The following is a 25,709-nucleotide window of genomic DNA, read 5'->3' as shown; positions in this document are numbered from 1 at the left end:
GGGCGGCCTCGCCGTACTTTTGCCGGCAGTCAGTTTTCTTCTCTTTTCCCCTCCTCCATGAACATCCCTGCCACGCTGCACTACACCAAAGACCACGAATGGATTAGCCTGGACGGCGACACGGCCACCATTGGCATCACCGACCACGCGCAGCGCGAACTCGGCGACATTGTGTATGTCGACATCGACACCGTGGACAAAGACATTGCCCAGCACGACGTATTTGGCACGGTAGAGGCCGTGAAGACGGTTTCGGACCTTTTCAGCCCCATCAGCGGCACGGTGCTCGAAGTAAACGCCAAGCTCGCCGACGCCCCCGAAACCGTGAACTCGGACCCCTACGGCGAGGGCTGGATTATCAGGATGAAAGTGGCCGACCAGGGCGAGATTGCCGGCCTGCTCTCGGCCCAGGCCTACGGCGAATTGGTAGGCGCCTAGCTAGTCTCTCGTTTTTTCTTTAGAACGTCATGCTGAGCCCCGCGAAGCATCTCGCTCGCGCCGTTGGATTAGTACCCCTAGCGGCGCGAGCGAGATGCTTCGCGGGGCTCAGCATGACGTTCTCTTTTAGGGTAATTGCTTCCTGTAGTAATACGCTATGAAAACTCTCACCAACCGCTTTGCCGGCCCGCTTACCCTACTGTGGGTGGTGGTGATGCTGGTGCTCACCCTCACGCCGGCCCAGGAAATGCCGCGTATGCCCGAATGGAAGCTGCTTTCCTTCGATACGGCGGCCCACGCGGGCGTATTTGCGGTGCTGGCGGGGCTAGCCTGGCTCTGGGCGCGGCAGCGGGTGCGCTATCCGGTCAGCCTGGTGCTGCTAGGGTGCATTGTGTTCGGCGCCCTCATCGAGGTGCTGCAATACGCCATGCAGCTAGGCCGCCACGCCGAGTGGACCGACCTGCTGAGCGACACCATCGGTGCGGCGTTGGTTTTAGCCGGGGCTAGCCTGGCCGGGCGCGGGCGCCGCCTGGGTATAGGCACAGGCGTCGGGCTAGCCCTGGGGCTCTTGCCGGGCCACTCGCATGCCCAGGCCCCCGAGCCCGACCTGGCCCGTGCCCGCCGCACTATCGAGGCGCTGGCTGCGCCCACCATGCACGGCCGGGGCTACGTGCAGCAGGGCGAGCATGTGGCGGCAGCCTACCTGCGCGGGCGGCTGCGGCAGTTGGGTTTAGCGCCGCTGGCGCCAGATTATATGCAGTCGTTTACGCTGGATGTGAATACGTTTCCGGGGAAGATAGCGCTAACCGTAGGCGGCCAGCCGCTAGCACCCGGACGAGATTTTATTGCGGCTCCCGAGTCAGGGCCCTGGCCTTTAGCTTCTCAGTTTCAGGCAGCATTACTTGATACCCTGGTTTTTATTGATAGCACGACTTGGCGCCAGTATCTGCGCCCTTACGACTACCGCAGTGGTGGGCGCCCCAAGCCAACTCCGGCCACGATATTACGCTTGTCGCAAGCGCTGGTGATTCGCAACCGCGATGAATCCCGGTTAGCGCACCTGCCACCCGCGCTCCGCCAGTATATCGCAGAGCGGCCTCATTTCACGCTCGTGCCTAAGCTCACCGCTTCCCTAGCGGCCGAGCAGGCACCTCATCCACACCTAGAGGTATTGGCGAGTAGCTGGCCGGCTGGCTCGTCACCGCAGTTATTCACGTTGAAGCTCGACGCCCAACTCCTCCACCACTACCAAACCCAAAACCTCGCCGCCCTTATAAAAGGCACGACCCAGCCCGATAGCTTTCTCGTCGTTTCGGCCCACTACGACCACCTGGGCATGATGGGCCGTAAAACTTACTTCCCCGGCGCCAATGACAATGCCAGCGGCGTGGCCCTGCTGCTGGAGCTAGCCGCTCACTATGCCCGGCCCGAAAACCGACCTGCCTACTCACTGGTATTTCTGCTCTTCGGGGCCGAAGAAGCGGGGCTAGTGGGCTCCGGTTACTTTGTGCAGCACCCGCTGGTGCCGCTGGCCAGCATCAAGTTCCTACTCAACCTCGACCTGCTGGGTACCGGCGAGGAAGGCGCCACCGTGGTGAACGGCCGGGTGTACGAGGCGGCCTTCGCCCGGCTCACCGCCCTCAACAACGCCCACCACTACCTGCCCCACCTCACGGCCAGGGGCCGGGCGGCCAACTCTGACCATTTTCCTTTTTCGGAGGCGGGCGTGCCGGCCTTTTTCCTGTACACCCGCGGCGGCAGCCTCGCCTACCACGATGTAAACGACCAGCCGGCCGCCCTGTCGCTGGCCGGCTTTGCGGGCGCCTACGGGCTGGCCCGCGACTTTCTCGACGGCCTGGGCGCCCGCTAGGCCCGCGCCGGCTGGCCTCCTGAACGCAAAAAACCCCAGCCAATTGGCCGGGGCTCCCTGCGTCTGGCGCTGCCGGGGCAGCTGATAATGTTAGCTCTAACTTAATAAGTCACTTCAAAACCAAGTAGTGGATATAGGCTAGACTACTAGCTTAGCCGTTCGCCTTCAGCGAGTTCAGGATTTTCTTGGCCAGGGGCTCCCACTCGGGCTTCTGGCGGTCGGCGCAGTTGAAGGTGCAGATGAGCAGCTTGCCCTGCACGTCGGTGAAGAACACGAGCGTGTATACTTCGTGGCCCATTTCCGGCTTCATGTATTCGAGGTAGCCCACCTTGCGGTTGCTCACTTCCTTCACGCCTTCGCTGAACCAGGTGGCCTTGCTGTACTGCTTGTGATAGGCCTTGGCGAAGCTCTCCTCGTACACCTGCACCATGTCCTGGTCGGCGTCATTGTCAGAGTAGTTGAAGGCCAGCGACACCAGGTTGTTGTTGGTGAACACTACGCTGGGGCGGCTGCTGGCGTGGGCGTAAGCAAAATCCATCTGCTGCTCCGTCATCACCTCAAAGCCTTTGGGGATGAGCACCTCCACGCGCTCGCTGAGCACGCGCTTCTTGATAAGCTCAATCTCGGCGGCGGGGCGGGCGGCCATCAGCAGGCTGGCACAGCTGGTAAGCAGCAAGAGTACGAGTGTCTTCATGGGAGTATGCTAAGTAAAATTGGCTGGTAGAAATGTAGTTGCGTTGTTTCGGGAACTAAGTTACATACAAAAGGCCAAGCTTGTTCAAAAATGTATTCTGCAAATTTTGGCTACTTTCCAGAACCTTAAAAGGCATCATATTTTACTTTAACTTGGTATCGTTCTGCTATTTATCAATCAATGTTTAAAGCAACACCTGGTATTATTACCGGAATCTGGAATAAAAAAAACTTTTTGTTTCCAATAAAAATGCAAAAACTACCGGGAATGGTGCAGGACTTTCTGTATTTTTCTTTACGAAGCAGCTAAGCCGCCGGATTTACCTACAGGATATTATTTAGTTGCTCTTTGATTTTTTCCAGCTCCTCCTTCATGCCCACCACTAGGTGCTGCACGGTGGCATCGTTGGCCTTCGAGCCTATCGTGTTGATTTCCCGGCCTATTTCCTGGGCCAGAAAGCCCAGCTTTTTACCCACGGCCTCGTCGGGCTGCCGGGTGGCTAGCTCAAAGTAATTGAGGTGAGCCGCCAGGCGCACTTTCTCCTCGGCAATGTCGAGCTTTTCAATGTAATACAGCACCTCCTGCTCGAAGCGGGTAGCGTTGAACTGCTCGTGCTGCGTAAGCTCGGCGAGGTGGGCGGCCAGGCGCTGGCGCACGTGGGCAATACGCTGGGGGTCGTGCAGCTCCACGGCGGCCAGCTGCTGCCGGATGGTGCCGATGTAGCCCAGAATCTCCTGCTGCAGGGTCTGGCCCTCATCCTGCCGAAACTGCTGCATGGCGGCCAGCGCCTCGGTGAGCAGCGGCTGCAGCTCGGCCCAGGTGGGCTCATCGAGGCCGGCTTCGGCCTGGCTGGCCTGGGCAGCCTCGGCGGCGGTGGGCACCACGCCGGGCAGGCGCAGGGCAGCTAGTAGGGTTTCCTCGCCCGGCCTGATGCCCAGCGAGTTGGCTACGGCGGCCAGCTCGTGGTAAGCGGCCAGCAGGGCTTCGCGGTTGAGGTTGAGGGCCGCGCCCGCGCTGGCCGGCCGGCTGAAATCGAAGTTGAAATTGACTTTGCCGCGCAGCAGGGCTTTGGTGATTTGCTGGCGAATTTCCAGCTCGTGGGCTTGCAGAAAACGCGGCAGGCGCAGGCTCAGGTCGAGCGTTTTGGAGTTGAGCGAGCGCAGCTCGGCCGTGGCGGTGTAGCGGTCCGTTTCGCGGTGCGCCTGGCCAAAGCCGGTCATGGATAGCAACATAAACTAGGGGAAGTAGCGCCGCCGGGTGGCGGATTGGGTAAGCAAAATTAGGCCGTTGTACGGGCGTTTGGTTGCGGGCGGTGGGCTAGCCGGGTGGGTTTGGCGTTTACCCGTTCCTATTCCTCGCTCACCCTCACCGATTACTCGCCGAACGCACTGGGCGCGTGTTACGGCAGCATTACCGGGCCGCTTCATTACCAATGATTTGATAACCGACCAGTTAGCCGGGGGCTGAAAATGCCGGGGGACCTTTGCGTTCGCATTGGCTTAACCCCCTTTTTATGCGCACTCTTACCAGTAGTAACCGGACCGCGTGGCGGCTGGCAATTTTGTTCTTCCTCCTGCTGCTAGGCCGGCTGGCTTCGGCCCAGGTCACGACCTCGGCCCTTGGCGGCAAAATTATTTCAGACAAGAATGAGGACCTGATTGGCGTGACGGTGGTAGCCACCCACGTGCCCACCGGCAGCAAGCGCGGCACCGCCACCGAGCCCGACGGCCGCTTCACCATTCCGAACCTGGCGCCCGGCGGGCCCTACACCGTAACGGTGAGCTACGTGGGCTATAAGGAGCAGACTATCAACAACGTATTCCTAACCCTGGGCAATACCACCCGCCTCAACATCGTGCTGGCGGCCGAGGCCCAGGCCTTGAACGAAGTAGTAGTAGTGGGCAACACCCAGGCTACCAAAACCGGCGCCGGCACCAACGTGGGCCGCGAGGCCTTGCAGCAGCTGCCCACCATTTCGCGCAGCATTCAGGACTTTACCCGCCTCGACCCGCGCAACTCGAACAACTCGTTTGCGGGCAGCTCGTTTCGCTACAACAACATTACCCTGGATGGCGCCGTGAACAACGACGCCATTGGTTTTTCGCCCTCGCTAGGGGGGCAGGGCGGCACCAGCGGCCTGCCCGGCGGCTCGGCCCGCTCGAACCCGATTTCGCTCGATGCCATTCAGGAAATTCAGGCCTCGGTGGCGCCGTATGATGTGAAGCTGGGCAACTTTACGGGCGGCTCGATTAACGCCGTGACGCGCTCGGGCACCAACGATTTTCACGGCTCGGTGTATGGCTACGGCCGCAACCAGGCCATTACGGGCCGTAGCATTGATGGCACGGATGCCAAAATCGGCTCGGCCTACCACGACTACCAGACGGGCTTCCGCCTGGGCGGGCCGATTATCAAGAACAAGCTCTTCTTCTTCACCAACGCCGAGATTGCGCGCCGCACCGAGCCGCAGTTCTACGCCGCCGGCACTACGGGCTCGCCGGTGACGCTGGACCTGGCCCAGCAGATTACGGCCAAGCTCAACAACTACACCACCCGCAATGCCGATGGCTCGCTGAGCCAGGCTAGCTACAACGTGGGCGACTACGGCGACTACACCATCTACGCCAACAGCAACAAGATTTTTGGGCGTCTCGACTACAACCTCGACGACAAAACGAGCATTGCGCTGCGTCACAACTTTATCAAGTCGGAGGCCACTAACCTGGAGCGTTCGGGCAGCTTGTTTAAGTTTGGCTCGCAGGATTTTACGCAGAACAACATCCAGAATTCGACGGTGCTGGAAGTGAAGTCGAACTTTTCGAGCCGCTTTGCCAACAACCTGATTCTGGGCTACACCAACATTCACGACTACCGCAACCTGATTGGCGGGCAGGGCAACCTCTACCCCTCGGTGCAGATAAACAACGTGAGCACCGACCCGACCAAAAACTATGGCGGTGGCTCGAACCAGATTCTGCTAGGGTCGGACCGCGAGGCGAGCATCTTCAACACCCGCCAGAAAACGTTTGAGCTGACCGACAACTTCACCTTCTACACCGGCGCGCACGCCCTGACGCTGGGCACGCACAACGAGTTTTACCACATCGACTACGGCTTCATCAACTCCTGGAACGGCCGCATCGAGTACAACAGCCCGAGCGACTTTTTGAACGACCTGCCGAGCCGCATCCGCGGCACCTACAACAACGGCACGGTGGGCAACAACTCGTACGACTACAACTACAACAACCCTTCGGCGGCATTCAACATCAACTTCTTCAGCGGCTATTTGCAGGATGAGTGGTCGGTAAACGACCGCCTGAAAGTGACGCCCGGCATCCGCTTCGACATTGCCTCGCTGCCCAACAAGCCGGCCCTGAACGCGGGCCTGGTAAACAACCCGACCAACGACGCCCGCACCCTGAACCAGACGTACACCCACACGGCCTGGCAGGAGCTTAATAACGGCTATCTGGGCCAGGTGCAGATTTCGCCCCGGCTAGGCTTCAACTACGACGTGCAGGGCGATGGCTCGGTGGTGGTGCGTGGCGGCACGGGCATCTTCACCGGCCGGGTACCGTTTGCCTGGTTTGGCTACGCCTACTACAACAACGGGGTGAATTTCAACTCGGTAGACCTGAACAATGTTCAGACTACGGCGGCCACGGCCGGCAAATACTACCTGAGCCAGAACCCCGACAATATCTACGCCCAGCTGCCGGCCTCGGCCCGCAGCACCACGGAGGTGAACCTGATTGACAATAACTTCAAGATGCCGCAGGTGTGGCGCTCGAACCTGGCCGTCGATTTCAAGCTGCCTAGCGGCACGCGCTTCTCACTGGAGGCCTTGTACACGAAAGTTATTCAGGACGTGAAGTTTGAGAACATCAACCTGGCCGACAACGCCACGTACCTCAGCCAGGGCCCCACCCTGAGCCCGCGCTACGCTGCCGCGCCGTTTGGCACCAAGGTTAACTCGCAGTTTTCCAATGCCTTTTTCCTCACCAACACCCAGCAGGGCTACCGCTACCAGCTCACGGGCTCGGTGGGCCAGACGGTGGCTAACCTGATTGATGCCAACGTGGCCTACACCTACGGCAAGAGCTACGACATCAGCAACGGCATCCGCAACTCGCCCCAGAGCAACTGGGAGCTGAACCCGGCTCTGAATGTGAACGACCCCGGCCTGGCCTACTCCAACTTCGACCTGCGCCACCGCGTGGTGGCGAGCATCAACCTGCACAAGACCTTCGCCCAGCGCTTCACGGGCTACCTCACCTCGGTGCTGACCTACCAGAGCGGCGCGCCCTACACCTGGGTGTATAACAACAACTTCCTGGGCAACGGCCAGCAGAACGTGCAGCTGGCCTACATCCCCGGCTCGGCTTCGGACATCACGCTCGTGTCGCGGGCCAGCAGCACGGCGCCTTACACCGTGGAGGCCAGTGGCGCGCAGTACGCAGCCCTCAACAGCTTCATCAGCAATGACCCGTATCTGAGCACCCGCCGCGGCCAGTATGCCGAGCGCAACGGCGCCCGCACCCCCTGGAACAACCAGGCCGACGTGCGCTTCATGCTGGAAGCCAAGCTGGGTAAGCTCGACGCCGACGTGACGGGCGCCGTACCCTCGGCCCACACCATCCAGATTTCGTTTGACATCGTGAACTTCGGCAACCTGCTGAACAGCAGCTGGGGCCGCCAGTACTTCGTGCCCAATACGTTTAACTCGACGCTGGGTACCGGCCTCACGCAGGTGGCCTTTGCCGATGCCGCCGGCAACGTGTCGAGCACCTACAGCGCGGGCCAGTACAACCGCCCGGCCTTCACCTTCGGCACGCCGGCCACTTACTCCATCGACCAGCTGGCCTCGCGCTGGCAGGGCCAGCTAGGGGTGCGCTACTCGTTCTAGCCAGCTACCCAGGGTGCTGAAGCCTACATTACCCAAAACGCCTTAACCTTTGTAAAGCTCGCCCTAGCCGGGGCGAGCTTTACTTTTGGTAGCTGCGGCCCGCCGCGCCCGGCAATACCTATTTCGTGCTTTCCCCTTGAATATCCTGCACCTGCCCAAGTGGTACCCGCACCGCTACGACGACCAGGATGGCGACTTTGTGGCGCGGCATGTGGCGGCCATTGCCGCGCAGCCGGGCGGGCGGTCGGCGGTGGTGTTTGCGGCCGTGGCGCGGGGGCCGCTGGGGCAACTTATTGAAGAAGAAATTGACTTGCGCGGGCCGGTGCCCACCTGGCGCTACTATTACCGCGCCCGCCCCACCGGCCTGGCCCCGCTCGACAAGCCCTTGAAGCTACTGCTGTGGCTGTGGTGCCAGCGGCGCGGCCTGCGGGCGGTGCGGCGGCACTGGGCCGGCCAGCGGCCCACTATGCTGCACGCCCACGTGCTGCTGCGCACGGGCCTGCTGGCCTGGCTGCTGAGCCGGGCGTGGCGCATTCCTTACCTCCTTACGGAGCACTGGACGGCGTACCTGCCGCCGCGGGTGGCTAGCCTGCCGGGCTGGCGGCGGGTGCTCACGCGCTGGGTGGTGCGCCGGGCCGGCGCCCTGCACACGGTATCGGGGGCGCTGGCCGAGGCCCTGGCTGGCCTGGGCGCGCGGGCCCGGCGCACGGCAGTTATTTATAATGTGATTGATACGGAGCTGTTTCGACCGGCCCTGGCTAGCCCCGACGAAGCCCGGCGACTGCTGCACGTGGCGGCTTTTCATGATGACGTGAAAAACCTGTCGGGGGTGCTGCGGGTGGTGGCGCGGCTGCGCCCGGCCTGGCCCGGCCTGCGCCTGCGCGTGGCCGGCTACGGCCCCGACGAGCCACACCTGCTAGCCCTCGCCGCCGAGTTGGGCCTGCTGGCCGATGGTACTGTGCAGTGGCTGGGCAAGCTGCCGCACGCCGCCGTGGCCGCCGAAATGCAGGCGGCCACGGCGCTGGTGTCCTTCAGCCGGGCCGAGACGTTTGGCGTGGTGCTGCTGGAGGCCCGGGCCTGCGGCCGGCCGGTAGTGGCCACGCGGGTGGGCGGCGTGCCCGAGCTGTTTGAGCCGGCCGGCACCTACGGCCTGCTGGTGGCGCCCGACGACGAAGCGGCCCTGCTGGCGGCCCTGCACGCGGTCCTCAGCCAGCCGGCGGCGTTTGCGCCGGTGGTGCTGCGGGCCAGCGCCGAGCAGTGCAGCCCGGCCCGCGTGGGCCGCCAGTTTCACGAGCTTTACACTAGCCTTGCTCGCGGGTGAGGGGCCCTAGCCTGCGGCACCGGGCCGGCTATCTTTGCCCGCCGCGCCAGCCCGGTGCGAGCGCGGCGGCCTTGGCTTTGCCGCGCTGGCAGCACAGCGCTTTTTGCCGGTTGGCCAGGCCTTTGGGCGGCCCACTACGGGCGCGGCCGGCTTGCTCTACCCTCCCCTACTTGATGCTACGGCGTATTATTCAGCACTTTGCGGCCCGGCTGGGGGGCGCCGTAGCCAGCTTGGCGGTGGTGTGGCTGACGGCGCGCTACCTGGGGGCGGCGGGCCGGGGCGAGGTGAGCTTGTTTGTGACGGCCACAGCCGCCATTTTGCTGTTTACGGGGTTGCTGGGCGGGTCGTCGCTCATTTACCTGGTGCCGCGGCGCAACGTGTGGCACCTGCTGGGGCCCGCCTACGCGTGGGCGGGGCTGGTGTGCGCGGTGGGCACGGCCGTAGCCACCATTTTGCAGGGCAAGGACTGGTTTTACGCCCTCAACCTGGGCGCTTTATCGCTGCTGCAAGCATGGCTGAGCATCAACAGCCTGCTGCTGCTGGGGCGCGGGCGCGAGCGCCTTTATAATGTGCTCACCACCGGGCAGGGCGCCCTGCTGGCGCTGGCGCTGGCCGGGGCGCTGGTGGGCCTGGGCTACCGCACCGTGCCCGTGTTTTACGGGGCCAGCTACCTGGCCTACGGCCTACCGCTGCTCTGGAGCCTGCAGCAGCTGCGGCAGCTGCCCGATGCGCCGGGCAGCACCCGCCTGCGCCGCCGGGCTGCCACCCGCGAGCTGGCCCGCCACAGCCGGGGGGCGCATTTTTCCAACATTATCGTGTTTGCCAACTACCGGCTGGGGTACTACGTGGTGGCCTACCTGCTCGGCACGGCCGCGCTGGGCGTGCTATCGGTGGGCGTGGCCGTGGCCGAAGGGCTGTGGCTGATTGCGCGCAGCACCTCGCTCATTCAGTACGTGGCGCAGGTGCGCACGGCCGCCAGCCCGGCCGCGCCCGATGCCGAAACCGGCCGCCTGGCCGCGGCGGCGCTGGGCCTCACGGCGCTGGGGGCGGCCGGGCTGGCGGCCGTGCCCGCCAGCTGGCTGGCCTGGGGCTTCGGCCCCGAGTTTGGGGCGGCCCGGCCGGTACTGTGGGCGCTGGCCCCCGGCATAGTGGCCAACGCCGGCGTGAACCTGATGAGTACGTACTTTGCGGCGCGGGCCAGCTACCGCATCAACAATTGGACGGCTGGCCTGGGCCTGCTGGTGGGGTTGCCCGCCACGCTGGTGCTGGTGCCCCGGCTCGGTATTGTGGGGGCGGCGCTGGCCATGTCGGCCTCGTACAGCACGAGTGCCGGGTACCTGGGCTGGCAGCTGTGGCGGGCGCTGCGCACGGCGCAAATGCCCGCTCGTATACGTTCGTAGTTTATGAATTTTCTCCGCTCGCTGCTCGAAGCGGCCCTCACCATGGTGGTGGTGCTGGGCCTGGCCCGCTGGGCGCTGGGGCTTTTCAGCAAAAAGGCTACCGTGTACCGGGCCACGCCAGCCCGGCAGCTAGCCCTGCTCACGTGGCCGCTGCTGGCGGTGGGCACTGGCTTTGCCACCGCGGCCCCGGGCCTGGTGGCCGCCACGGCTTTCGAGCGCTGGCTGGCCTGGGGGCTACTGCTGGCCGTGCTGGCCCTGGCCGCGCCGGCGCTGCTGCTGCACCTGCGCTACTACACGCTCAATGCCGCTACCACGCTCGTATTCAACCCCCTGGAAGGCCACTTGCAGGTGGCCCTCGACGAAGTGCTGGCCTACGACCCCGCCCGCCAGGGCTGGCCCGGCCCGGTAGAGTGGAGCCGCTGCCGCTGGCCCGGCGTGTTCTGGCGGCGCTACGAGTACCTGCGCCTGCCCCTGCCGCAGGGCGACATTATCCTCACTAGCCTGGTGCTGCCCGATATGCACCTGCTGGTGCGCTACCTGCGCCACTTTGGCGTAGTGGTCGTAGAAAGGCGCCGCCCCTGGGCGTGGATTTGAGTTAGTGGTTAATTGTCAGTGATTAATTATTAACGGCTCTGCCTAGTCACTACTCCCCGTTAACCATTCACAAGTAAACATTACTCATTATAAAATGCCCCTTCTGCATTATCTCGACCAGGGCGACCCTGGCGCCCGGCCGCTCGTTATTCTGCACGGCCTGTTTGGCACCCTCGATAACTGGCAGACGCTAGCCCGGCGCTGGGCCGAGGAGGCCGGCCTGCGCGTGGTTTCGGTGGATTTGCGCAACCACGGGCGCTCGTTTCACGCGCCCGAGCACAGCTACGCCCTCATGGCGGAGGACGTGCTCGCCCTCTTCGACCACCTGGCCCTCGACCCTAAGCGCCTTACGCTGATGGGCCACAGCATGGGCGGCAAGGTGGCCATGTGCCTGGCGCTGGGCTACCCCGAGCGGCTGGCCCAGCTCATTGTGCTCGACATCGCGCCGCGCTTTTCCAACATGGAGCATCAGGACGACATCATTGCCGGCCTGCAGGCCGTGGACCTGGCCGCCCTCCAAACCCGGCAGCAGGCTGAGGCGGCGCTGGCGCGCACCATTCCGCAGGTGGGCGTGCGGCAGTTTTTGCTGAAAAACCTGTACCGGCGCGACGATAATTCCTTTGCCTGGCGCATCAACCTGCCGGCGCTGGTCGAAAACCTGGCGGCCGTGGGCGCCGAAATCAGTTCGGCTCAGCCGTTTCTCAAGCCCACGCTGTTCTTGCGCGGCGGCAAATCCGACTACATTTTGCCCGAGGATAAGCTGACCGGCATTCCGGCACTGTTCCCCAACTCGCAGGTTGCCACCGTGCCCGACGCCGGCCACTGGCTGCACGCCGAAAAGCCCGAGGAAGTATTTGGGCTGGTCAAAAACTTCGTTTTAATGCAGCTGTAGCGCGGGCCTTTCGTCCGTGCTCGCCCCATTATCAAACGCGGACTGAAAATCCGCGCTGCTCTATGCTTTACCTGATTCCTACCCCGCTGGCCGACGGCACGGCGCCGCAGGTGCTGCCGCCGCAGGTGGTGGCCGCCGTGGCCCGATTGCCCTACTTCCTGGTCGAAAACCTGCGCACCGCCCGCCGCTTCGTGAAGGAGGTGGCCCCGCACCGCGTAATTGAGGATATCCGCTTCGTGCTCATCGACAAAGACAGCACGCCCGCCCAGGTGAAAGCCGCGCTGGAGCCGCTGGTGAAAGAGAAAATTGAGGCCGGCGTGCTTTCCGAGGCCGGCTGCCCGGGCATTGCCGACCCTGGCGCGGCGCTGGCCCAGGAGGCGCACCGGCTGGGGCTAGGGGTGCGCCCGCTGGTGGGGCCGTCGAGCATCTTGCTCGCCCTCATGGGCTCGGGGCTGAACGGGCAGCGGTTTGCCTTTCATGGGTATCTGCCCATCGAGAAGGCGGCCCGCATCGCGGCCATCAAAAGCCTGGAAAAGGAGGCCGGCCAGCGCGACCAGAGCCAGCTGTGCATAGAGACGCCCTACCGCAACGACCAGCTGCTCAGCGACCTGCTAGCCCACCTGGCGCCCGCTACCCGCCTCTGCGTGGCCACCGACCTCACCGCGCCCACCGAGTACCTGCGCACCCTGGCCGTGGCCGACTGGCGCCGGCTGCCCGAGCTGCCCAAGCTGCACAAGCGCCCGGCGGTGTTTGCCTGGGGCCGCTAGCTGGCAATAACCTACGCTTTTAGCTTGGCTAGCCAGGTTTCGGCGGCGGCCAGGTCGTCGAAGAGCCGGTAGCTGAGGTTGGCGGCTTTGGCTTCGAGTATAATCTGGGCACTGGCCAGGCGCGCAAACACGTCGTGCGGCAGCAGCACCGCCCCATGAAACGTGCTGCTGCGCGTGAGCCAGTGGGCACGTATCCACTCGCTTTCTTCGGGAGTAAAGGGCTGCATGAGGCGCTGGTCGGCCAGCACCCGGTTCCAGCCGCGCCGGGCCAGCAGCTGCGCCAGCTCCCCTAGCAGGCCCTGCAAGTCGGCGAGCTGGCGGGGCCCGGCCTGGTATTCTACCACCACGTAGCCGTGCGGGTGCTCGAGCAGGCGGGCTACCGCGTTTTGAAAATAGAGGGGCAGCGCGGGCAGATTGGCAGGCATGAGCAAAGAAAGCGGAACCACAATTTTACGGCCCCAAATACCACGCTAGCGGCCCGAAGGTTGCAGGGCTACGGTAAAGGCCGTGCGCCCGCCAGCCCCGGTTTCGAGCCGAAAGGCAAAGCCGTGGGCCAGCAAAATATCGCGCACCAGCACCAGCCCAATGCCCTGCCCGCCCGGCTTGGTGCTGAAAAAGGGCGTAAACAGCCGCTGGCTCACCTCGGGGCTCAAGGGCGGGCCGTCGTTTTCGATGGCCAGCGTGGGCGGCTGGGCGGTGGTGCGCACCCACACGTTGCCCCCGCCCGGCCCAATGGCTTCGAGGGCATTTTTGGCCACGTTGAGCAGCGCCTGGGTGAGCTGATGGGCATCGGCCGGCACTACCAGGGGGCCTTCAGGGGCTAGCTGCCAGTGCCAGGCTATGCCCTGGGCGGCGCTTTGTGGGGCTAGCAGGCGGCCCAGGCCCCGCAGCAGTGCGTGCAGCTCGGTGGGGTGCAGGGCGGGCGGCGGCAGGCGCACCAGCCGGGCGTAGGCGGCCACAAAATCGGCAAGCTGGGTGTTGCGGGCAATGCTCACGGCCAGGCCCTCGCGGTAATCTAGGCGGTCGGCGGGGGCTAGCTGGGGGGCGTAGTGCCCAAAGCTGCCCAGCAGCGAGTTTACGGCCCCGATGGAGTTGTTGACCTCGTGCGACACGAGGCGGATGAGCTGCTCGTAGCTCTGCTTTTCCTGCTGGCGCAGCTCGTCGGTCAGCTCTTCCAGCACGATAAAGCGCCGCTGAAAGCCCCGGTCGAGAAAGTGCGCGGCGGCTGCCCGGTAGAGCTGCCCGCCGGGCAGGCGCACCGGCTGGGGGTGGCCGCCGGCCAGGCCGGCCAGCGCCGCGCCCCAGGGCGCGGGCAGGCCCGCCACCGGCTGCCCCAGCAGCGCGGCAGCGGGCAGGCCTAGTGCGCGGGCGGCGGCGGCGTTGGCGCTGGTTATCTCCCCGTCAAAATTCAGCAGCAGAATGCCCGCCGGCGAGGCGGCCAGTAGCCGCTCGAGCAGCACGGCCTGCTCGTGCTGGCCCACGCGCTCCTGGCGCAGCGCGTCGAGCATCTGGTTGTAGACCCCGATGAGTCGGTCGAGCTCGGGCTGGCCCACGGGCTTGAATTTCAGGTTGAAATCTTGGGCGGCCAGCGCCGCCGTGCCGGCCTCGATGAGGCGCACCGGCCGCAGCAGCCCCCGGTACAGCTGCCAGGTAAGCACTCCGCTCGCCACAATGGTCAGCTCGCAGGCCACAAACAGCCCCGGCTGGCGCGTGCGCACCTGCGCCGCCAGCACCAGCAGCACGGCATACAGCGGCAGCAGAAAGAGCAGAAGCTTGCTACGAAGCGACATGGCGGCTGGGCTTAGCTACTAAGACTTGCTCCTGAACTAAAAAGAACATAAAATCGGGTCGTGCTGAACGCAGTAAAGCATCTCTACCCCTTCGTTGAACGCCTTGTACAAGTGGTAAAGATGCGTCACTGCGTTCAGCATGACCCGTTTGTTTAAGGCGTTTAATTTTGAAGTAAGGCTACTCGCTGTACGGGATGCCAAACTTATCGAGCCGCCGGTAGAGGGCGCCGCGGCTCAGGCCCAGGGCGCGGGCCACGCGGCTCAGGTTGCCCTGGTAGTGGGCCACGCTCTGGCGTATCATCTGCTCTTCCAGGGCCTCCAGGGTCATGGAGCCGGGGGCGGGCAGCTCGGCGGGGCTAGCCGGGCGCGGGGCGGGCGCCGCGGCACCAGGAGCCTGCAAGTCGCTAGGAGTCAGCTCGTCGTGCGGGGTAGTGAGCACGGTGCGCTCCACCAGGTTTTTAAGCTCGCGGATGTTGCCGGGCAACGGCTGCTCTTGCAGCCAGTGGGCGGCGGCCGGGCCCAGCCGCAGGCCGGGCCGGTGGTAGGTGGCTTGCAGCTGGGCCACGAAGTGCCGGGCCAGGGCCGGGATATCGGCCGGGCGCTCGCGCAGGGCGGGCAGGCGCAGCGTGATGAGGTTGAGGCGATAAAACAGGTCTTCGCGGAATCGGCCCTGGGCTACCATTTCGGCCAGGTTTTTATTGGTGGCGGCCACCACGCGCAGGTCGAGGCGGCGCGGGCGGCTGTCGCCGAGCACCTCGTAGGTGCGGTCTTGCAGCACGCGCAGCAGCTTCACCTGGCTGGCCAGCTCCAGCTCGCCTATCTCATCCAGAAAAATGGTGCCGCCGTTGGCCAGCTCGAAGCGGCCCACGCGGTCGGCGCGGGCATCGGTGAAGGCGCCGCGCCGGTGGCCAAACATCTCGCTCTCAAACAAGCTGGCCGAGATGCCGCCCAGGTTCACCTTCACAAAAGATTGGCCGCGCCGGTGGCTGTTGTGGTGCAGGGCCTCGGCAATCAGCTCTTTGCCGGTGCCGCTTTCGCCTTCTATCAGCACCGAGGCATCGGTGGCGGCCACCTGGCCCACCTGGCGCAGCACGGCCAGCAGGCGCGGGTCGTCGCCCACAATATTGCCGAAGGCAAACTGCCGGTCGAGCGCCGCCCGGCCGGTGGGGCTAGCCCCACCGGCCGGGGCCGCGTGCAATTGCAAAATGGTGCCGATGGTTTGCAGCAGCGCCTCGTTTTGCCAGGGCTTGGTGACGAACTCGGCGGCGCCCGCCTTCATGCCGGCCACCGCCAGCGCAATGCTGCCCCAGCCCGTGAGCAGCACCACCGGCACCTGCGGCGCCAGGGCCTTCAACTGGGTTAGCAGGGCTAGCCCATCGGCGCCGGTAGTGGCGGCCGAGAAGTTCATATCGAGCACGATGAGCCGGGGCGTGGCCTCGCGCACGGCGGCCAGCGCCTCGGCCGGGCCGGGCACGGCGTGCGGGGCGTAGCCAGCCTGCTTGAGCAGCAGCCGCAGCGAGGTGCGCACTGCCAGGTCGTCGTCGATAATGAGAATCATGCGGGGTTGTTGGGAGTTTGTTATCCATTGCAAAACGTCCGTCATGCTGAGCTTGTCGAAGCATCTTGCTCGCACTGCTAGGGTCACTAATCCTAACGGTGCGACCAAGATGCTTCGGCAAGCTCAGCATGACGGACGTTTGAATAGCTACGGCAGAAAACCGCCCCTAGCGGCCGCTGATGGTGCTGCCGCCGGTGGCATTTTTGGTCACCTCGGGCGCGCCGTAGTACCGGATGTTGCTGCCGCCGCTGGCCTCGGCCAGCAGCACTTCCTTCACGGCCAGCTTGGCGTTGCTGCCGCTGCTGGCTTCAATCTGGCTGCGGTTGGTGAGCAGTTTGTCGCCGTTGAAAACCGAGCCGCTGGTAATCTTGAGGTCGAAGCGCGGGGCCTGGCCCGTGAGGTCGATAACGCTGCCGCCGTTCTGGCGCACGATGAGCACGCCCACGTTGATGTCGGCCCGCACGGCGGCGCCCGACGAGATATCGAGCTGAAAATCGGGGTTGGCGAAGGGCCCGCTGGCCGTAACGGCGGCGCCGCTGCTGGCGGCGAGGCTCGAAAGCTGGTCGGCCGTGACGGCCACGCGCAGCTTGCGGTTCTGGCGGTCTTTTTTCGAGTTGCCGGCGCGCTCGTCGGGGTTGTCGTAGTGCACGTTCAGCACGCCGTCGCGCACGGTGGTCAGGATGTGCTCGCGCTGGTCGAGGGTGGTAGCGCTCACCTCCACCTGCTGGGCGTGGCCGCCCGTGAGCACCAGCTCGATGCCGGTGCCCACGTTGATGGCGCGAAATTTTTCGAGGGGCCGCACCTGTGGGCCGTTGGCGGCAGCCGTAGTGGCGGGGGCAGTGGTTTGGGCAGCGGCGGGGGCCAGCGCCAGCAGCCAGAGCGCGGCGGGCAGCAAGTATTTTTTCATGAACTCAGAAAAGCGGCGAAGAAAGTAAGCCCGCCGGCTGCAAAGAAAGAGCGCAGCGCGGGTTTGGGAACGGCCCCGGCCGGGGCGGCGGGGCTAGCGGCCGCTCACGCTGCCGCCGCTGCTGGTGCGCTTGGTAAGCTGCGGCGAGCCCTGGTAGCTGATGCTGCCGCCGCTGCTGGCCTGGGCCACCAGGTCGTCCTTCACGGCCACGCGCACCGAGCTGCCGCTGCTGGCCTGGGCGCGGCAGCGGTCGGTGCGCAGGTCGTGGGCATCGAAGGTGGCGCCGCTGCTGCTTTGCACATCGAGGCTAGTGGCGCGGCCCTTCAGGTCGGCACTGCTGCCGCTGCTCTGGCGCACGGTGAGGGTGCCGGTGTCGAGGCCGGCCTGCACGCTGGCCCCCGACGAGATGTCGAGCTGAAACGTAGCGGCGTCGAAGTCGCCCGCGGTGCGCACCGACGAGCCGCTGCTGGCCGAGAGCGCCGTAAGCTCATCGGCCGTGACGGCCACGCGCAGGTGCTTGTTGGTGCGGTCGCGGCTGTAGCGGTCGTCGTCGTTTTTGTAGCGCAGTATCAGCACGCCGTCCTTCACCGTGGTTTCGATGTGGTCGCGGTAAGCATCGGTGGCGGCGCTCACCTCCACGTGCTGGCTGCGGCCGGCCGTGAGGGCCAGCTCGATGCCGGTGCCCACCTGAATGGCGTGGAACGTGGGCACGGCGCGCGTTTGGGTGCTTTGGGCGCAGGCGGGGGCTAGCGCGGCCAGCGAAAGCAAGGCGGGGAAGAGCAGGTTTTTCATGGCAAAAACAGGAAAAGTGAAAGGCGGAAGCAGTTGATTATGGAGCGGGTACCGGGCCAGGCGGGCGTTCGTTACGGAGGCGGCCAAACTATTTTGCGGCCTCACCCCGCTGGCTGGCCGGGTAGATGCGGCAAAAGTGCCGGCCGTTGCCGCCGCGCCCTAAAATAATATCCCAACCAGCGCTAGCCTTACCCCAACGCGGCTTTTGGGGGCTAGCAAAGCCCCTTCCCTACTCCTCACGCAGGGCCACGGCCGGCTGAATGCCCGCCGCCAGCCGGCTCGGGTACAGCGCGCACACGGTGGCCAGCAGATACAGCCCCGCCGCCGCCAGCGCCATCGCGGTGAGGTACACGCCGGCCTTCACGCTAAACACGCCCAGCAGCGGAAACTGCGCCGCCACCGCCAGCCCCAGCAGCAGCCCAAACGTGGTGACCACCAGCAGCTCGCCCAGCACCTGCCGGCTGATGGCCGCCCCCGTGGCCCCCAGCGCCCGGCGCACCCCTAGCTCGGCGCGCCGCTGGCTGATGTTGAGCCACAGCACGCCAAACAGCCCCAGGGCCACATTCACCAGCAAAAACACGCACACTACGCCCAGGATGCCGGGCAGCGCCAGGCCCACCTTCAGCTGGGTGCGGCGCTCGTCGGGCAGGGGCAGGATGTTGCTCGACCAGCCGCCGCTGGCCGCTCGTATTTCCTCGTTCAGCTTTTTTTCGAGCTGCGCGCCGCTGCCCGGCTGCACCCGCACCAGCATATTGAAGAGAGCGCGCGCCGTATCCTGGGGGCTGATGTAGAGAAAATAGCCCGGCTGGGGCTCGCTCAGCTCGCCGTTGGCGCGGTAGGGGCCGCTGACGCCCACCACGCGGTAGCTGTCGTGGTCGTTGTCGGCAATGAGCTGGCCGAGGGCCGACCGGCCGTCGGGAAATAGGGCGGCCTGGGCCAGGTCCGTAATCACGATGGGCGGGTAGCGGCCGGGCACCTCGTCGCGGCGGTCGAACCAGCGGCCGGCCACCAGGCGCAGGCCCATTACGTCTTTGAACTCGGGGCCGGCGTCGTACACGTCGCCGTACACATCGGGGTGAATTTTTGCGCCGATAGCCCTAAACTGAGTGGAATTCTGGCTGAAGGCAAACGGCGTGTTGTCGACGCTGCGCGAGAGCGCGACCACGCCCGGCGTACTGCGCAGCCGGGCTACCAGGCGCTGCAAGCTGGCAAACTGCGCGGCGTGGGGCTGGGCGCCGGGGTTAAGCTCCACTTTCCACACGTTTTCGTAGCCGAAGCCGAGCGGGGCGCGGTAGTTGCGCCAGTAGTACACGCCCACGCTGCCCACCACAAAGAGCACCACGAAGGCCAGAAATATTTCGAGAATCAGCAAGCCATTGGCGCGCTTGCGGTTCCACATCAGGGTAAACAGGTGGCGTAGCATAAGTCAGTTATTCAATCAGCAGTGAGCAGTTAGCAGGAAGTTTTACCCGACGTGGCTAGGCCCCGGTGTCGCCTTTGAGGGCCCGCACGGCTTGCAGCTTCGACATTTTGTAGGCCGGGTACGCGCCCGACAGGATGCCGAAAAACAGCGCCAGGCCCAGCGCCACCCCAAACACCCGCGCATTGAGCGCGTAGTTGGCGTAGGCAAAAAGGTGGCTGCTATTGAGCAGTGCCAGCGCGCCCGCCGCCAGGGCCAGGCCCAGCACGCTACCCACCAGGGTCAGAAAAATATTCTCGACCAGAAACTGCCCCACCAGCCGGCTGGCCGTGGCCCCAAACGCCTTGCGCACCCCAATCTCGCCCGAGCGCTCCAGCGTGCGGCTCACGTTGATATTCACCAGATTGAGGGCCGGCAGCAGCATAAAAAGCAGCCCTAGCCCCAGCATCACCTTCGTAAAGCGGCCCACCCCGCCATCGGCCGCGGCGTTGTTGTCGAAGCGCGCCGTGTAAGAGGCCAGCAGCGTTTGGGCCCGCATATTGAGTTGCTTGTACTGCTTGGGGTCGGGCAGTGGGGTGTGGCGCACCAGCTGCTGCACCTCGTCTTTGATGGCGGGCACATCGGCGGCCTGGCGGGCCAGGATGATGGCCTGGTACTGGCCCAGCAGGTCGGGCTTGCGCAGGTCGTCGGGGCCGGTGGTCACGGGCGTCCACACCTCGGCGTAGGAGTTGGCGCGGGCCACGGCCACATCGTGCACCACGCCCACCACGCGGTAGCGCACCGCGTCGATTTCGATGGGCCGGCCCACCACGCCCCGGTCGGTGCCGAAGTAGCGCCGGGCGGTGGTGGCATTGAGCACGGCCAGCCGGGCGGCGTCGCGCACCTCGCCGGGGTTGTAGGGCCGGCCTTCCAGAAACTCAAAATCCAGCACCTGCCAGAACTCGCCGTCGGTGCGCTTGAGGTCGAGCTTAAGCACCTGCTGGCCCACGTAGGCCACGGCCACGCCGTAGTTGGCCTCGCTGAGCGACACCTTTTCGGGCGTTTTGAGGGTGCGCACGTGCGCGTTTAGAAAGCCGTAGCCCACGGCATTATTGCTCTGCCCGCCCTCACGAAACAGGAGCTGCATCCGGTTCACGTACAGCAGCCTATCTACGTGCAGCTCGGGGCGGTGCGGCCCCACGGTGTAGTCGAACAGGGCGTACACTACCAGCAAAATCATCAGCGTGAAGCTGATGCCAAACAGGCTGATGGCGGTGAAAACCTTGCGCCGCAAGAGGACCTTCCAGGCAATTTTGAAATAGCTTAGTAACATAGGGCTTAGGTTAAAAAGTCGTTTGTCATGGCGAAAAGGCACGGCGAAGCAATCGCCTCAGTAAGGCACCCGCGCCGGCAATTCGTCCATTGGTGCGGGTGCGCCTGCTTCGCATTGCGCGCCATGACAGCCGGGGCGGGGTTGCCGTCACGCCACCTGGCGGCCGTCGAAAAAGCGAATGAGGCGGCCGGTTTTCAGCGCCTCGCGCTCGTCGTGGGTCACCATTACCAGGGTGGTGCCCTGCTCGCGGTTGAGGCCTAGCAGCAGCTCCATTATCTCCTCGCCCATCACCGAGTCGAGGTTGCCGGTGGGCTCGTCGGCCAGGATGATTTCGGGCCGGCCGGCCAGCGCCCGGGCTATGGCCACGCGCTGCCGCTGCCCCCCCGAGAGCTGCGCCGGAAAGTGGTTGGTGCGGGCATTGAGCCCCACCTGGTCGAGGGCAGCCAGGGCGCGCTTGCGGCGCTCGGCGCCGCCCACGCCGGGGCGGTACAGCAGCGGCAGCTCCACGTTGTCGCGCACCGAGAGGTCGTTTATCAGGTGGTAGCTCTGGAAAACGAAGCCGATTTTGTGGTTGCGCAGCCCCGCCAACTCCTTGTCGGAGTACGAGGTGACGGGCCGGCCGTCTATCTCGATGGTGCCGCGGCTAGGCTCATCCAGCAGGCCCATGAGGCTGAGCAAGGTCGATTTGCCGCAGCCGCTAGGACCCATCACCGACACAAACTCGCCCCGATTGATGGTGAGGTTGACTTCGCTGAGGGCCACCGTTTCGATGGTGCGGGTCTGGTAAACTTTTTCGATGCCGGTGAGCCGGATGACGGGGGCGGGAAGGGAGGCTGCTTGCATAATGAAGGGCTTAAAATCGTCCGTCGTGCTGACGAAGGAAGCATCTTGGCTGGTTGGTTAAAGGCAGATGAAGTGGCCAAGATGCTTCCTTCGTCAGCATGACAAGCGAAAAAAGAGTCAAGTGAAAAAAGGCTTTCCTGTCACTCAGCCGCCAGGGGCTGCTGGGTTTCAAAGTCAAATAACGTGAGGCCGCGCAGGCTGTAGTGCGCCACCCAGCCCGCGCGCAGGGCCAGGATGTAGCTGCGCCGAGCCAGGTCCTTGGCCGCCGAGGCCAGCGTTAAATCGGTGAGGCTGAGGCGACCGGCTTCGTAGGTGGCGCGGGTGATGGCGTAGCGGCGCTGGGCCAGCGTATCGGCCCTGGCGGCCAGGCGGGCCTGGCCCGCCAGCGCCGGAATTTGGCTGGCCTGCGTGAGCACCGTTTGCTCGAAGCTGCGCTCATCCTGCCGCACGGCGGCCTGGGTTTGGTCGCGCAGCAGCTCGGCGGTGCGCACGGTAGCGCGGCGCCGGCCCCAGTCCACGAGCGGCAGCGAAAACGAGAGGGCCACCTGCTGCTGGTTTTGCAGCGCCAGGTAGCTGTCGAGCAGGTAGGGCGCCTGGTTCACGTAGCCCAGGTTGGCGGTGAGCGTGGCCAGAAAGCCGGTGGTGCCGCGCGCCTGGGCCACGTCGCGGGCCGCCTGCAACTCGCGCCGCTGAAAAGCCAGCACGGCGGCGCGGTGCTGGCGCGCCTGGGCCAGGGCCTCGGCGGGCACCACGGCCAGGGCGGGCGCGGGGGCCGGCACGGCCAGCGGCGGCACGGCGGCCGTGCCGGCCTCATCGGCGGGCAGGGCGCAGTAGGTGCGCAGGCTCACGGCGGCGGTTTCGGCGTCGAGGCGGGCCTGGGTCTGGGCCTGCTGGGCATTCAGCAGGTTCAACTCCAATTGCAATAAGTCGCTTTGCGAAAGGCGGCCCAGCGCGTATTTCTCGCGGCCCACGCGCAGCTGCTCGGCGGTGGCCTGGGCATTCTGGCCGGCCACGGCGGCGTTTACCTGCTGCAAAAGCACATCGAAATACAGCTCCGTCACGCGCTGCGCGATGGCCTCGCGGTCTTCGAGGTACTGGCGCTGGCTTTCCTGGTAGCGCAGCGGCTCGATGCGGCGGCCCCACTTCAGGCCGTTGAAGTAGCCTAGCGGCTGGGTCAGGCCCAGGGTAAAGGGCTGGTTGTTGTAGCGCTTCTCGGTCCTGATAAAATCGTCGAAGCGCTGCACCTGCGAGCCCACCACCACCTGCCCGCCGGTGAGGCCAATGTTCTGGGTCAGGTTGAGGGCCAGCAGCGAGTTGTTGTAGCGCACGCTCTGGAAGGCGGTAGTGCCATCGGGCTGCACCACCGGAATAATGGCCCGGTTGAAGCTGGGCACTACGCCCTGCAAGGCCAGCTGCGGCCGGTAGCCGGCCTGGTAGGCGCGGTAGGCCCAGTAGCCGCCCTCGCGGGCGGCGCGGGCCTGCACGGCCGGTGCCGAGCCAGCCAGCGTTTGCTGAATGAGGGCGGGCAGCGTGAGGCCGGGTGCCTGCTGGGCGGCGGCCGTAAAGGAAATCAAGCATAACCCTAGCGTGGCGCCCCACCCCCCGGCCCCCTCCCCTCTGGGAGAGGGGGAGCCTGACGAGTGTGAGGCCGGCTTGCGCGAGACTAGTATAGGATGAAGAAACACGACTTTTGTGGTGGAATAGGTTTTCAGTTTTCAGTCGTCGGGCTCCTCCTCTCCCAAAGGGGAGGGGGCCAGGGAGCGCCACGCTAGGGCGGCCTCAAACTCACTGTACCTGCAGCGCCGGCGTGTCGGCGTAGGCTTTGGTATCCGATACAATTACTTCTTCGCCCCTAGCCAAGCCACTCAGCACCTGCACGTAGTCGGGATTGCTGTCGCCCAGGCGCACCACCCGGCGCACGGCCCGGCCGCCGGCCAGCACAAACACCGGCTGCTCTTGCCCACCCTGGTAAAAGGGGCCGTTTTTGAGGCGCAGCACGCCGCGGTGAGCCCGGGTTATCACAAAAACATCGGCCCGCAGGTTGGCGCGCAGCGCCGGGTGGTGGTCGTTGTCGAGGGTGGCGTAGAAGGTCACCACGCCCTTATCCACGGCCGGGCTGATGCTGGCCACCGTGCCGCGCAGGTCGGTGCCGGGGCCCAGGCGCACCAGCACCGCATCGCCGGGGTGCAGCTGGTCGGCGTAGGAGTCGGCCAGGGTGGCGCGCACCCGAAAGCGGCTGAGGTCGGCCACCCGGGCCAGGGCATCGCCGGCCTGCACGGTGGCGCCCAGGTTGTCGTTTACCCAGGTCAGCACGCCCGGCAGCTGGCTGCTGATGTCGGCCTGCCGCAGCTTGGCGGCCTGCTCCTGAATGCTGCGCTGCTGCATCGACACGGTAAAGCCCAGCTCGCGGCGGTCGGCCAGGCTGGCCCGGCGCTGGTTGGCCAGCTGCTGGCTTAGGCGCTGGGCTTCGAGGGTGGCAGTGCGCAGGCTAAGCTCGGCCTGGCGCACGGCCTCGGCCGTGCCGCCGCCTATTTCGAGCAGGTGCTGCTCGTCGCGCAGGGCCGATTGCAGGCTGCTCACCTTCAGGGCCTGGGTTTGCTGCTGGGCCTGCAGGTCGGTGAGGCTGCGGGCCAGGGCCAGCCCTAGCTGGGCATTCTTGTTCTGGTTGCGCAGCTGCTCATCGTCGAGCTTGGCCAGGGTCGAGGCGGCCAGGTCTTTGTCGAGTTCCACAATGGTTTGGCCGGGCTGCACCCGGGCGCCCACCGCCAGCGCCACCCGCCGCACCGTGCTCTGGATAGGGCTCACAATCACCGCCTCGCGCCCCGGTATGATGGTGCCGGCGGCCGTAAGCATGGCATCGACATCGCCGGTTTCGACCGGGGCCGTAAGCAGGTCTACGCGGCGCAGGCTGGGCTGCACCAGGGCGCGCAGCCCCAGCCCGGCCGCTGCCAGGGCCGCCAGCCCGGCCAGGGCCCAAAGCCAGCCGCGCAGTTGGCGGCGGCGCTGCGTGGCGGGGGGAAGTACTCTGTCCATTGGTGGGCAACGAGGGGCTAGATACCCTACACCTAAGCCAAGCCCCGTGCCACTGTTATAAATTACTTATTTTCAAATACTTTACTCAAAAATTAACTTTCTGTCCTCGCAAAAAAGCGTCCGATTCCGGGCACCTGTCCGCTGCCGGCCAGGTACCAATTCGGTATTTTTACCCGAATAAATTGCGTATTTCTACGCTAGCATCCGGCTCGGGCAAACCAGACCTTTGTCGCGCTCTCCTTTCTTTCTATGAACAAGCTTTCCGCTTCCTGCCTGCAACCCAAGCGTTTCCTTTGCGCGCCCGGCCTAGCTAACTGCTGCCACGCCTAGCGCAACGCCGCTGGCTGCTTTTGCCAGGGGCTCGATTACTGGCAAGGTGCTGCTTTTGCGGTGCCCTGCTACCAACCCGGGCTGGCTGGCATTGGCGGGCCCGCCCCTACTCTACAATGCCTTCCTTCTGCGGCGCGCTGCCCCGGAAGGGAGGCATTGTGGCTTCGCCGGCCGCCGCAATGCCGCGCCGGCCCAGCACCCGCCCGGCCGTGCGCGCCAAGATGCGCAGGTCGAGCGCCAGGCTTTCGTGGTCCACGTACCATTCGTCGTAGGCAAATTTTTCTTCCCAGCTAATGGCGTTGCGGCCATTGACCTGGGCCCAGCCCGTGAGGCCGGGGCGCACCAGGTGGCGGCGCGCCTGCCGGGGCGAGTACAAGGGCAGGTACTGCGGCAGCAGCGGGCGCGGGCCCACCAGGCTCATGTCGCCGCGCACGATGTTCCAGAGCTGGGGCAGCTCGTCGAGCGAGGTGGTGCGCAGCCAGCGGCCCAGCGGCGGCAGGCGCTGGGCATCGGGCAGCAGCCGGCCGGTGGCCGGGTCGCGGGCGGCGGTCATAGTTTGCAGCTTGTAGAGCGTAAACAGCCGCCCGCCCAGCCCCGGCCGCGCCTGCCTGAACAGCCAGGCGCCGCCATTCTGGCCCGCCGCCAGCGCGGCGCCCAGCGCCAGCAGCGGCGCCGTGAGCACCACCAGCGGCAGGGCCACGGCCAGGTCGAGCAGGCGCTTGCCGGGGTACATTTTGTTAGCTAGTACTTGGGGGATATGAAAGGGTAAAGAACGTCATGCTGAGCGCAGTGAAGCATCTCGCCCGCGTTGTTGACCAGCGCAAACGACGCGAGCGAGA

At 65.1% G+C, this 25,709-nt stretch carries 21 protein-coding genes; 8 read left to right on the top strand and 13 right to left on the bottom strand.

Annotation, left to right across the window (positions count from 1 at the left end; genetic code table 11):
• Nucleotides 1-57 precede the first annotated feature (57 nt).
• The gene (gene gcvH, locus Q5H89_RS18955; protein ID WP_305020926.1) at nucleotides 58-438 is read left to right on the top strand and encodes a glycine cleavage system protein GcvH; all 381 of its coding nucleotides are present in this window, start codon (nucleotides 58-60) and stop codon (nucleotides 436-438) included.
• A gap of 157 nt (nucleotides 439-595) precedes the next feature.
• The gene (locus tag Q5H89_RS18950) at nucleotides 596-2,308 is read left to right on the top strand and encodes a VanZ family protein (protein ID WP_305020925.1); all 1,713 of its coding nucleotides are present in this window, start codon (nucleotides 596-598) and stop codon (nucleotides 2,306-2,308) included.
• A gap of 151 nt (nucleotides 2,309-2,459) precedes the next feature.
• Here the strand turns inward: Q5H89_RS18950 and Q5H89_RS18945 are convergent, their stop codons facing one another.
• Together Q5H89_RS18945 and Q5H89_RS18940 are read right to left on the bottom strand one after the other, a co-directional pair.
• Nucleotides 2,460-3,002 (bottom strand): hypothetical protein, encoded by a 543-nt coding sequence (locus tag Q5H89_RS18945; RefSeq protein ID WP_305020924.1) that lies wholly within the window; start codon nucleotides 3,000-3,002, stop codon nucleotides 2,460-2,462.
• Nucleotides 3,003-3,325: 323 nt separating this feature from the next.
• On the bottom strand, nucleotides 3,326-4,234 hold the full coding sequence (locus tag Q5H89_RS18940; RefSeq protein ID WP_305020923.1) for a YicC/YloC family endoribonuclease: 909 nt from the start codon (nucleotides 4,232-4,234) through the stop codon (nucleotides 3,326-3,328).
• A gap of 281 nt (nucleotides 4,235-4,515) precedes the next feature.
• On the opposite strand from Q5H89_RS18940, the gene Q5H89_RS18935 reads away from it, so the two are divergent.
• The 6 genes from Q5H89_RS18935 to Q5H89_RS18910 all read left to right on the top strand — a co-directional run bounded on the left by Q5H89_RS18935 (nucleotide 4,516) and on the right by Q5H89_RS18910 (nucleotide 12,885).
• Nucleotides 4,516-7,911, top strand: a complete 3,396-nt coding sequence (locus Q5H89_RS18935) for a TonB-dependent receptor (protein WP_305020922.1) — start codon at nucleotides 4,516-4,518, stop codon at nucleotides 7,909-7,911.
• A gap of 136 nt (nucleotides 7,912-8,047) precedes the next feature.
• On the top strand, nucleotides 8,048-9,232 hold the full coding sequence (locus Q5H89_RS18930; protein WP_305020921.1) for a glycosyltransferase: 1,185 nt from the start codon (nucleotides 8,048-8,050) through the stop codon (nucleotides 9,230-9,232).
• A 173-nt stretch (nucleotides 9,233-9,405) separates the two neighbouring features.
• Nucleotides 9,406-10,632 (top strand): lipopolysaccharide biosynthesis protein, encoded by a 1,227-nt coding sequence (locus Q5H89_RS18925; RefSeq protein ID WP_305020920.1) that lies wholly within the window; start codon nucleotides 9,406-9,408, stop codon nucleotides 10,630-10,632.
• A 3-nt stretch (nucleotides 10,633-10,635) separates the two neighbouring features.
• Complete coding sequence (locus Q5H89_RS18920; RefSeq protein WP_305020919.1) at nucleotides 10,636-11,226, top strand: hypothetical protein; 591 nt, start codon at nucleotides 10,636-10,638, stop codon at nucleotides 11,224-11,226.
• A 94-nt stretch (nucleotides 11,227-11,320) separates the two neighbouring features.
• Complete coding sequence (locus tag Q5H89_RS18915; protein ID WP_305020918.1) at nucleotides 11,321-12,118, top strand: alpha/beta fold hydrolase; 798 nt, start codon at nucleotides 11,321-11,323, stop codon at nucleotides 12,116-12,118.
• A gap of 62 nt (nucleotides 12,119-12,180) precedes the next feature.
• Entirely contained in the window at nucleotides 12,181-12,885 is a 705-nt protein-coding gene (locus Q5H89_RS18910; protein ID WP_305020917.1) for an SAM-dependent methyltransferase, read from the top strand.
• Between the two features lie 11 nt (nucleotides 12,886-12,896).
• Here Q5H89_RS18910 and Q5H89_RS18905 read toward each other — a convergent pair whose 3' ends face one another.
• The 11 genes from Q5H89_RS18905 to Q5H89_RS18855 form a co-directional block, all read right to left on the bottom strand.
• Nucleotides 12,897-13,310 carry a hypothetical protein gene (locus Q5H89_RS18905; protein ID WP_305020916.1) on the bottom strand — a complete coding sequence of 138 codons (414 nt, stop codon included), beginning with the start codon at nucleotides 13,308-13,310 and terminating at the stop codon, nucleotides 12,897-12,899.
• 45 nt (nucleotides 13,311-13,355) lie between these two features.
• Entirely contained in the window at nucleotides 13,356-14,675 is a 1,320-nt protein-coding gene (locus Q5H89_RS18900) for a sensor histidine kinase (protein ID WP_305020915.1), read from the bottom strand.
• A 178-nt stretch (nucleotides 14,676-14,853) separates the two neighbouring features.
• Nucleotides 14,854-16,233 (bottom strand): sigma-54-dependent transcriptional regulator, encoded by a 1,380-nt coding sequence (locus Q5H89_RS18895; RefSeq protein ID WP_305020914.1) that lies wholly within the window; start codon nucleotides 16,231-16,233, stop codon nucleotides 14,854-14,856.
• Between the two features lie 166 nt (nucleotides 16,234-16,399).
• Nucleotides 16,400-17,140: a GIN domain-containing protein gene (locus Q5H89_RS18890; RefSeq protein WP_305020913.1), complete on the bottom strand. Its 741-nt coding sequence runs from the start codon at nucleotides 17,138-17,140 to the stop codon at nucleotides 16,400-16,402.
• 93 nt (nucleotides 17,141-17,233) lie between these two features.
• A complete protein-coding gene (locus Q5H89_RS18885) occupies nucleotides 17,234-17,932 on the bottom strand; it encodes a head GIN domain-containing protein (RefSeq protein WP_305020912.1) in 699 nt (232 codons plus the stop codon).
• Nucleotides 17,933-18,161: 229 nt separating this feature from the next.
• Nucleotides 18,162-19,355, bottom strand: coding sequence for an ABC transporter permease (locus tag Q5H89_RS18880; protein ID WP_305020911.1), 1,194 nt, complete (start codon nucleotides 19,353-19,355; stop codon nucleotides 18,162-18,164).
• A gap of 55 nt (nucleotides 19,356-19,410) precedes the next feature.
• Entirely contained in the window at nucleotides 19,411-20,664 is a 1,254-nt protein-coding gene (locus Q5H89_RS18875) for an ABC transporter permease (protein WP_305020910.1), read from the bottom strand.
• Between the two features lie 147 nt (nucleotides 20,665-20,811).
• Entirely contained in the window at nucleotides 20,812-21,507 is a 696-nt protein-coding gene (locus Q5H89_RS18870) for an ABC transporter ATP-binding protein (protein ID WP_305020909.1), read from the bottom strand.
• A gap of 140 nt (nucleotides 21,508-21,647) precedes the next feature.
• Nucleotides 21,648-23,081: a TolC family protein gene (locus Q5H89_RS18865; RefSeq protein WP_305020908.1), complete on the bottom strand. Its 1,434-nt coding sequence runs from the start codon at nucleotides 23,079-23,081 to the stop codon at nucleotides 21,648-21,650.
• Nucleotides 23,082-23,292: 211 nt separating this feature from the next.
• A complete protein-coding gene (locus tag Q5H89_RS18860) occupies nucleotides 23,293-24,540 on the bottom strand; it encodes an efflux RND transporter periplasmic adaptor subunit (RefSeq protein WP_305020907.1) in 1,248 nt (415 codons plus the stop codon).
• A 436-nt stretch (nucleotides 24,541-24,976) separates the two neighbouring features.
• Nucleotides 24,977-25,603: a sugar transferase gene (locus tag Q5H89_RS18855; protein ID WP_305020906.1), complete on the bottom strand. Its 627-nt coding sequence runs from the start codon at nucleotides 25,601-25,603 to the stop codon at nucleotides 24,977-24,979.
• Nucleotides 25,604-25,709 lie beyond the last annotated feature (106 nt).

It is taken from the genome of Hymenobacter cheonanensis (genome assembly GCF_030581075.1).
In the GTDB taxonomy this organism is placed as follows: Bacteria; Bacteroidota; Bacteroidia; order Cytophagales; family Hymenobacteraceae; genus Hymenobacter.
Note: the sequence above shows the minus strand (reverse complement) of the source record. Positions and strands in the feature narration are given on the sequence as shown.

Excerpts from the sequence above, each read along its gene's own strand:
- gcvH (WP_305020926.1), top strand. The coding sequence starts at position 58 with ATGAACATCCCTGCCACGCTGCACTACACCAAAGACCACGAATGGATT.
- Q5H89_RS18950 (WP_305020925.1), top strand. The coding sequence starts at position 596 with ATGAAAACTCTCACCAACCGCTTTGCCGGCCCGCTTACCCTACTGTGG.
- Q5H89_RS18945 (WP_305020924.1), bottom strand. The coding sequence starts at position 3,002 with ATGAAGACACTCGTACTCTTGCTGCTTACCAGCTGTGCCAGCCTGCTG.
- Q5H89_RS18940 (WP_305020923.1), bottom strand. The coding sequence starts at position 4,234 with ATGTTGCTATCCATGACCGGCTTTGGCCAGGCGCACCGCGAAACGGAC.
- Q5H89_RS18935 (WP_305020922.1), top strand. The coding sequence starts at position 4,516 with ATGCGCACTCTTACCAGTAGTAACCGGACCGCGTGGCGGCTGGCAATT.
- Q5H89_RS18925 (WP_305020920.1), top strand. The coding sequence starts at position 9,406 with ATGCTACGGCGTATTATTCAGCACTTTGCGGCCCGGCTGGGGGGCGCC.
- Q5H89_RS18920 (WP_305020919.1), top strand. The coding sequence starts at position 10,636 with ATGAATTTTCTCCGCTCGCTGCTCGAAGCGGCCCTCACCATGGTGGTG.
- Q5H89_RS18915 (WP_305020918.1), top strand. The coding sequence starts at position 11,321 with ATGCCCCTTCTGCATTATCTCGACCAGGGCGACCCTGGCGCCCGGCCG.
- Q5H89_RS18910 (WP_305020917.1), top strand. The coding sequence starts at position 12,181 with ATGCTTTACCTGATTCCTACCCCGCTGGCCGACGGCACGGCGCCGCAG.
- Q5H89_RS18905 (WP_305020916.1), bottom strand. The coding sequence starts at position 13,310 with ATGCCTGCCAATCTGCCCGCGCTGCCCCTCTATTTTCAAAACGCGGTA.
- Q5H89_RS18900 (WP_305020915.1), bottom strand. The coding sequence starts at position 14,675 with ATGTCGCTTCGTAGCAAGCTTCTGCTCTTTCTGCTGCCGCTGTATGCC.
- Q5H89_RS18895 (WP_305020914.1), bottom strand. The coding sequence starts at position 16,233 with ATGATTCTCATTATCGACGACGACCTGGCAGTGCGCACCTCGCTGCGG.
- Q5H89_RS18890 (WP_305020913.1), bottom strand. The coding sequence starts at position 17,140 with ATGAAAAAATACTTGCTGCCCGCCGCGCTCTGGCTGCTGGCGCTGGCC.
- Q5H89_RS18885 (WP_305020912.1), bottom strand. The coding sequence starts at position 17,932 with ATGAAAAACCTGCTCTTCCCCGCCTTGCTTTCGCTGGCCGCGCTAGCC.
- Q5H89_RS18880 (WP_305020911.1), bottom strand. The coding sequence starts at position 19,355 with ATGCTACGCCACCTGTTTACCCTGATGTGGAACCGCAAGCGCGCCAAT.
- Q5H89_RS18875 (WP_305020910.1), bottom strand. The coding sequence starts at position 20,664 with ATGTTACTAAGCTATTTCAAAATTGCCTGGAAGGTCCTCTTGCGGCGC.
- Q5H89_RS18870 (WP_305020909.1), bottom strand. The coding sequence starts at position 21,507 with ATGCAAGCAGCCTCCCTTCCCGCCCCCGTCATCCGGCTCACCGGCATC.
- Q5H89_RS18860 (WP_305020907.1), bottom strand. The coding sequence starts at position 24,540 with ATGGACAGAGTACTTCCCCCCGCCACGCAGCGCCGCCGCCAACTGCGC.
- Q5H89_RS18855 (WP_305020906.1), bottom strand. The coding sequence starts at position 25,603 with ATGTACCCCGGCAAGCGCCTGCTCGACCTGGCCGTGGCCCTGCCGCTG.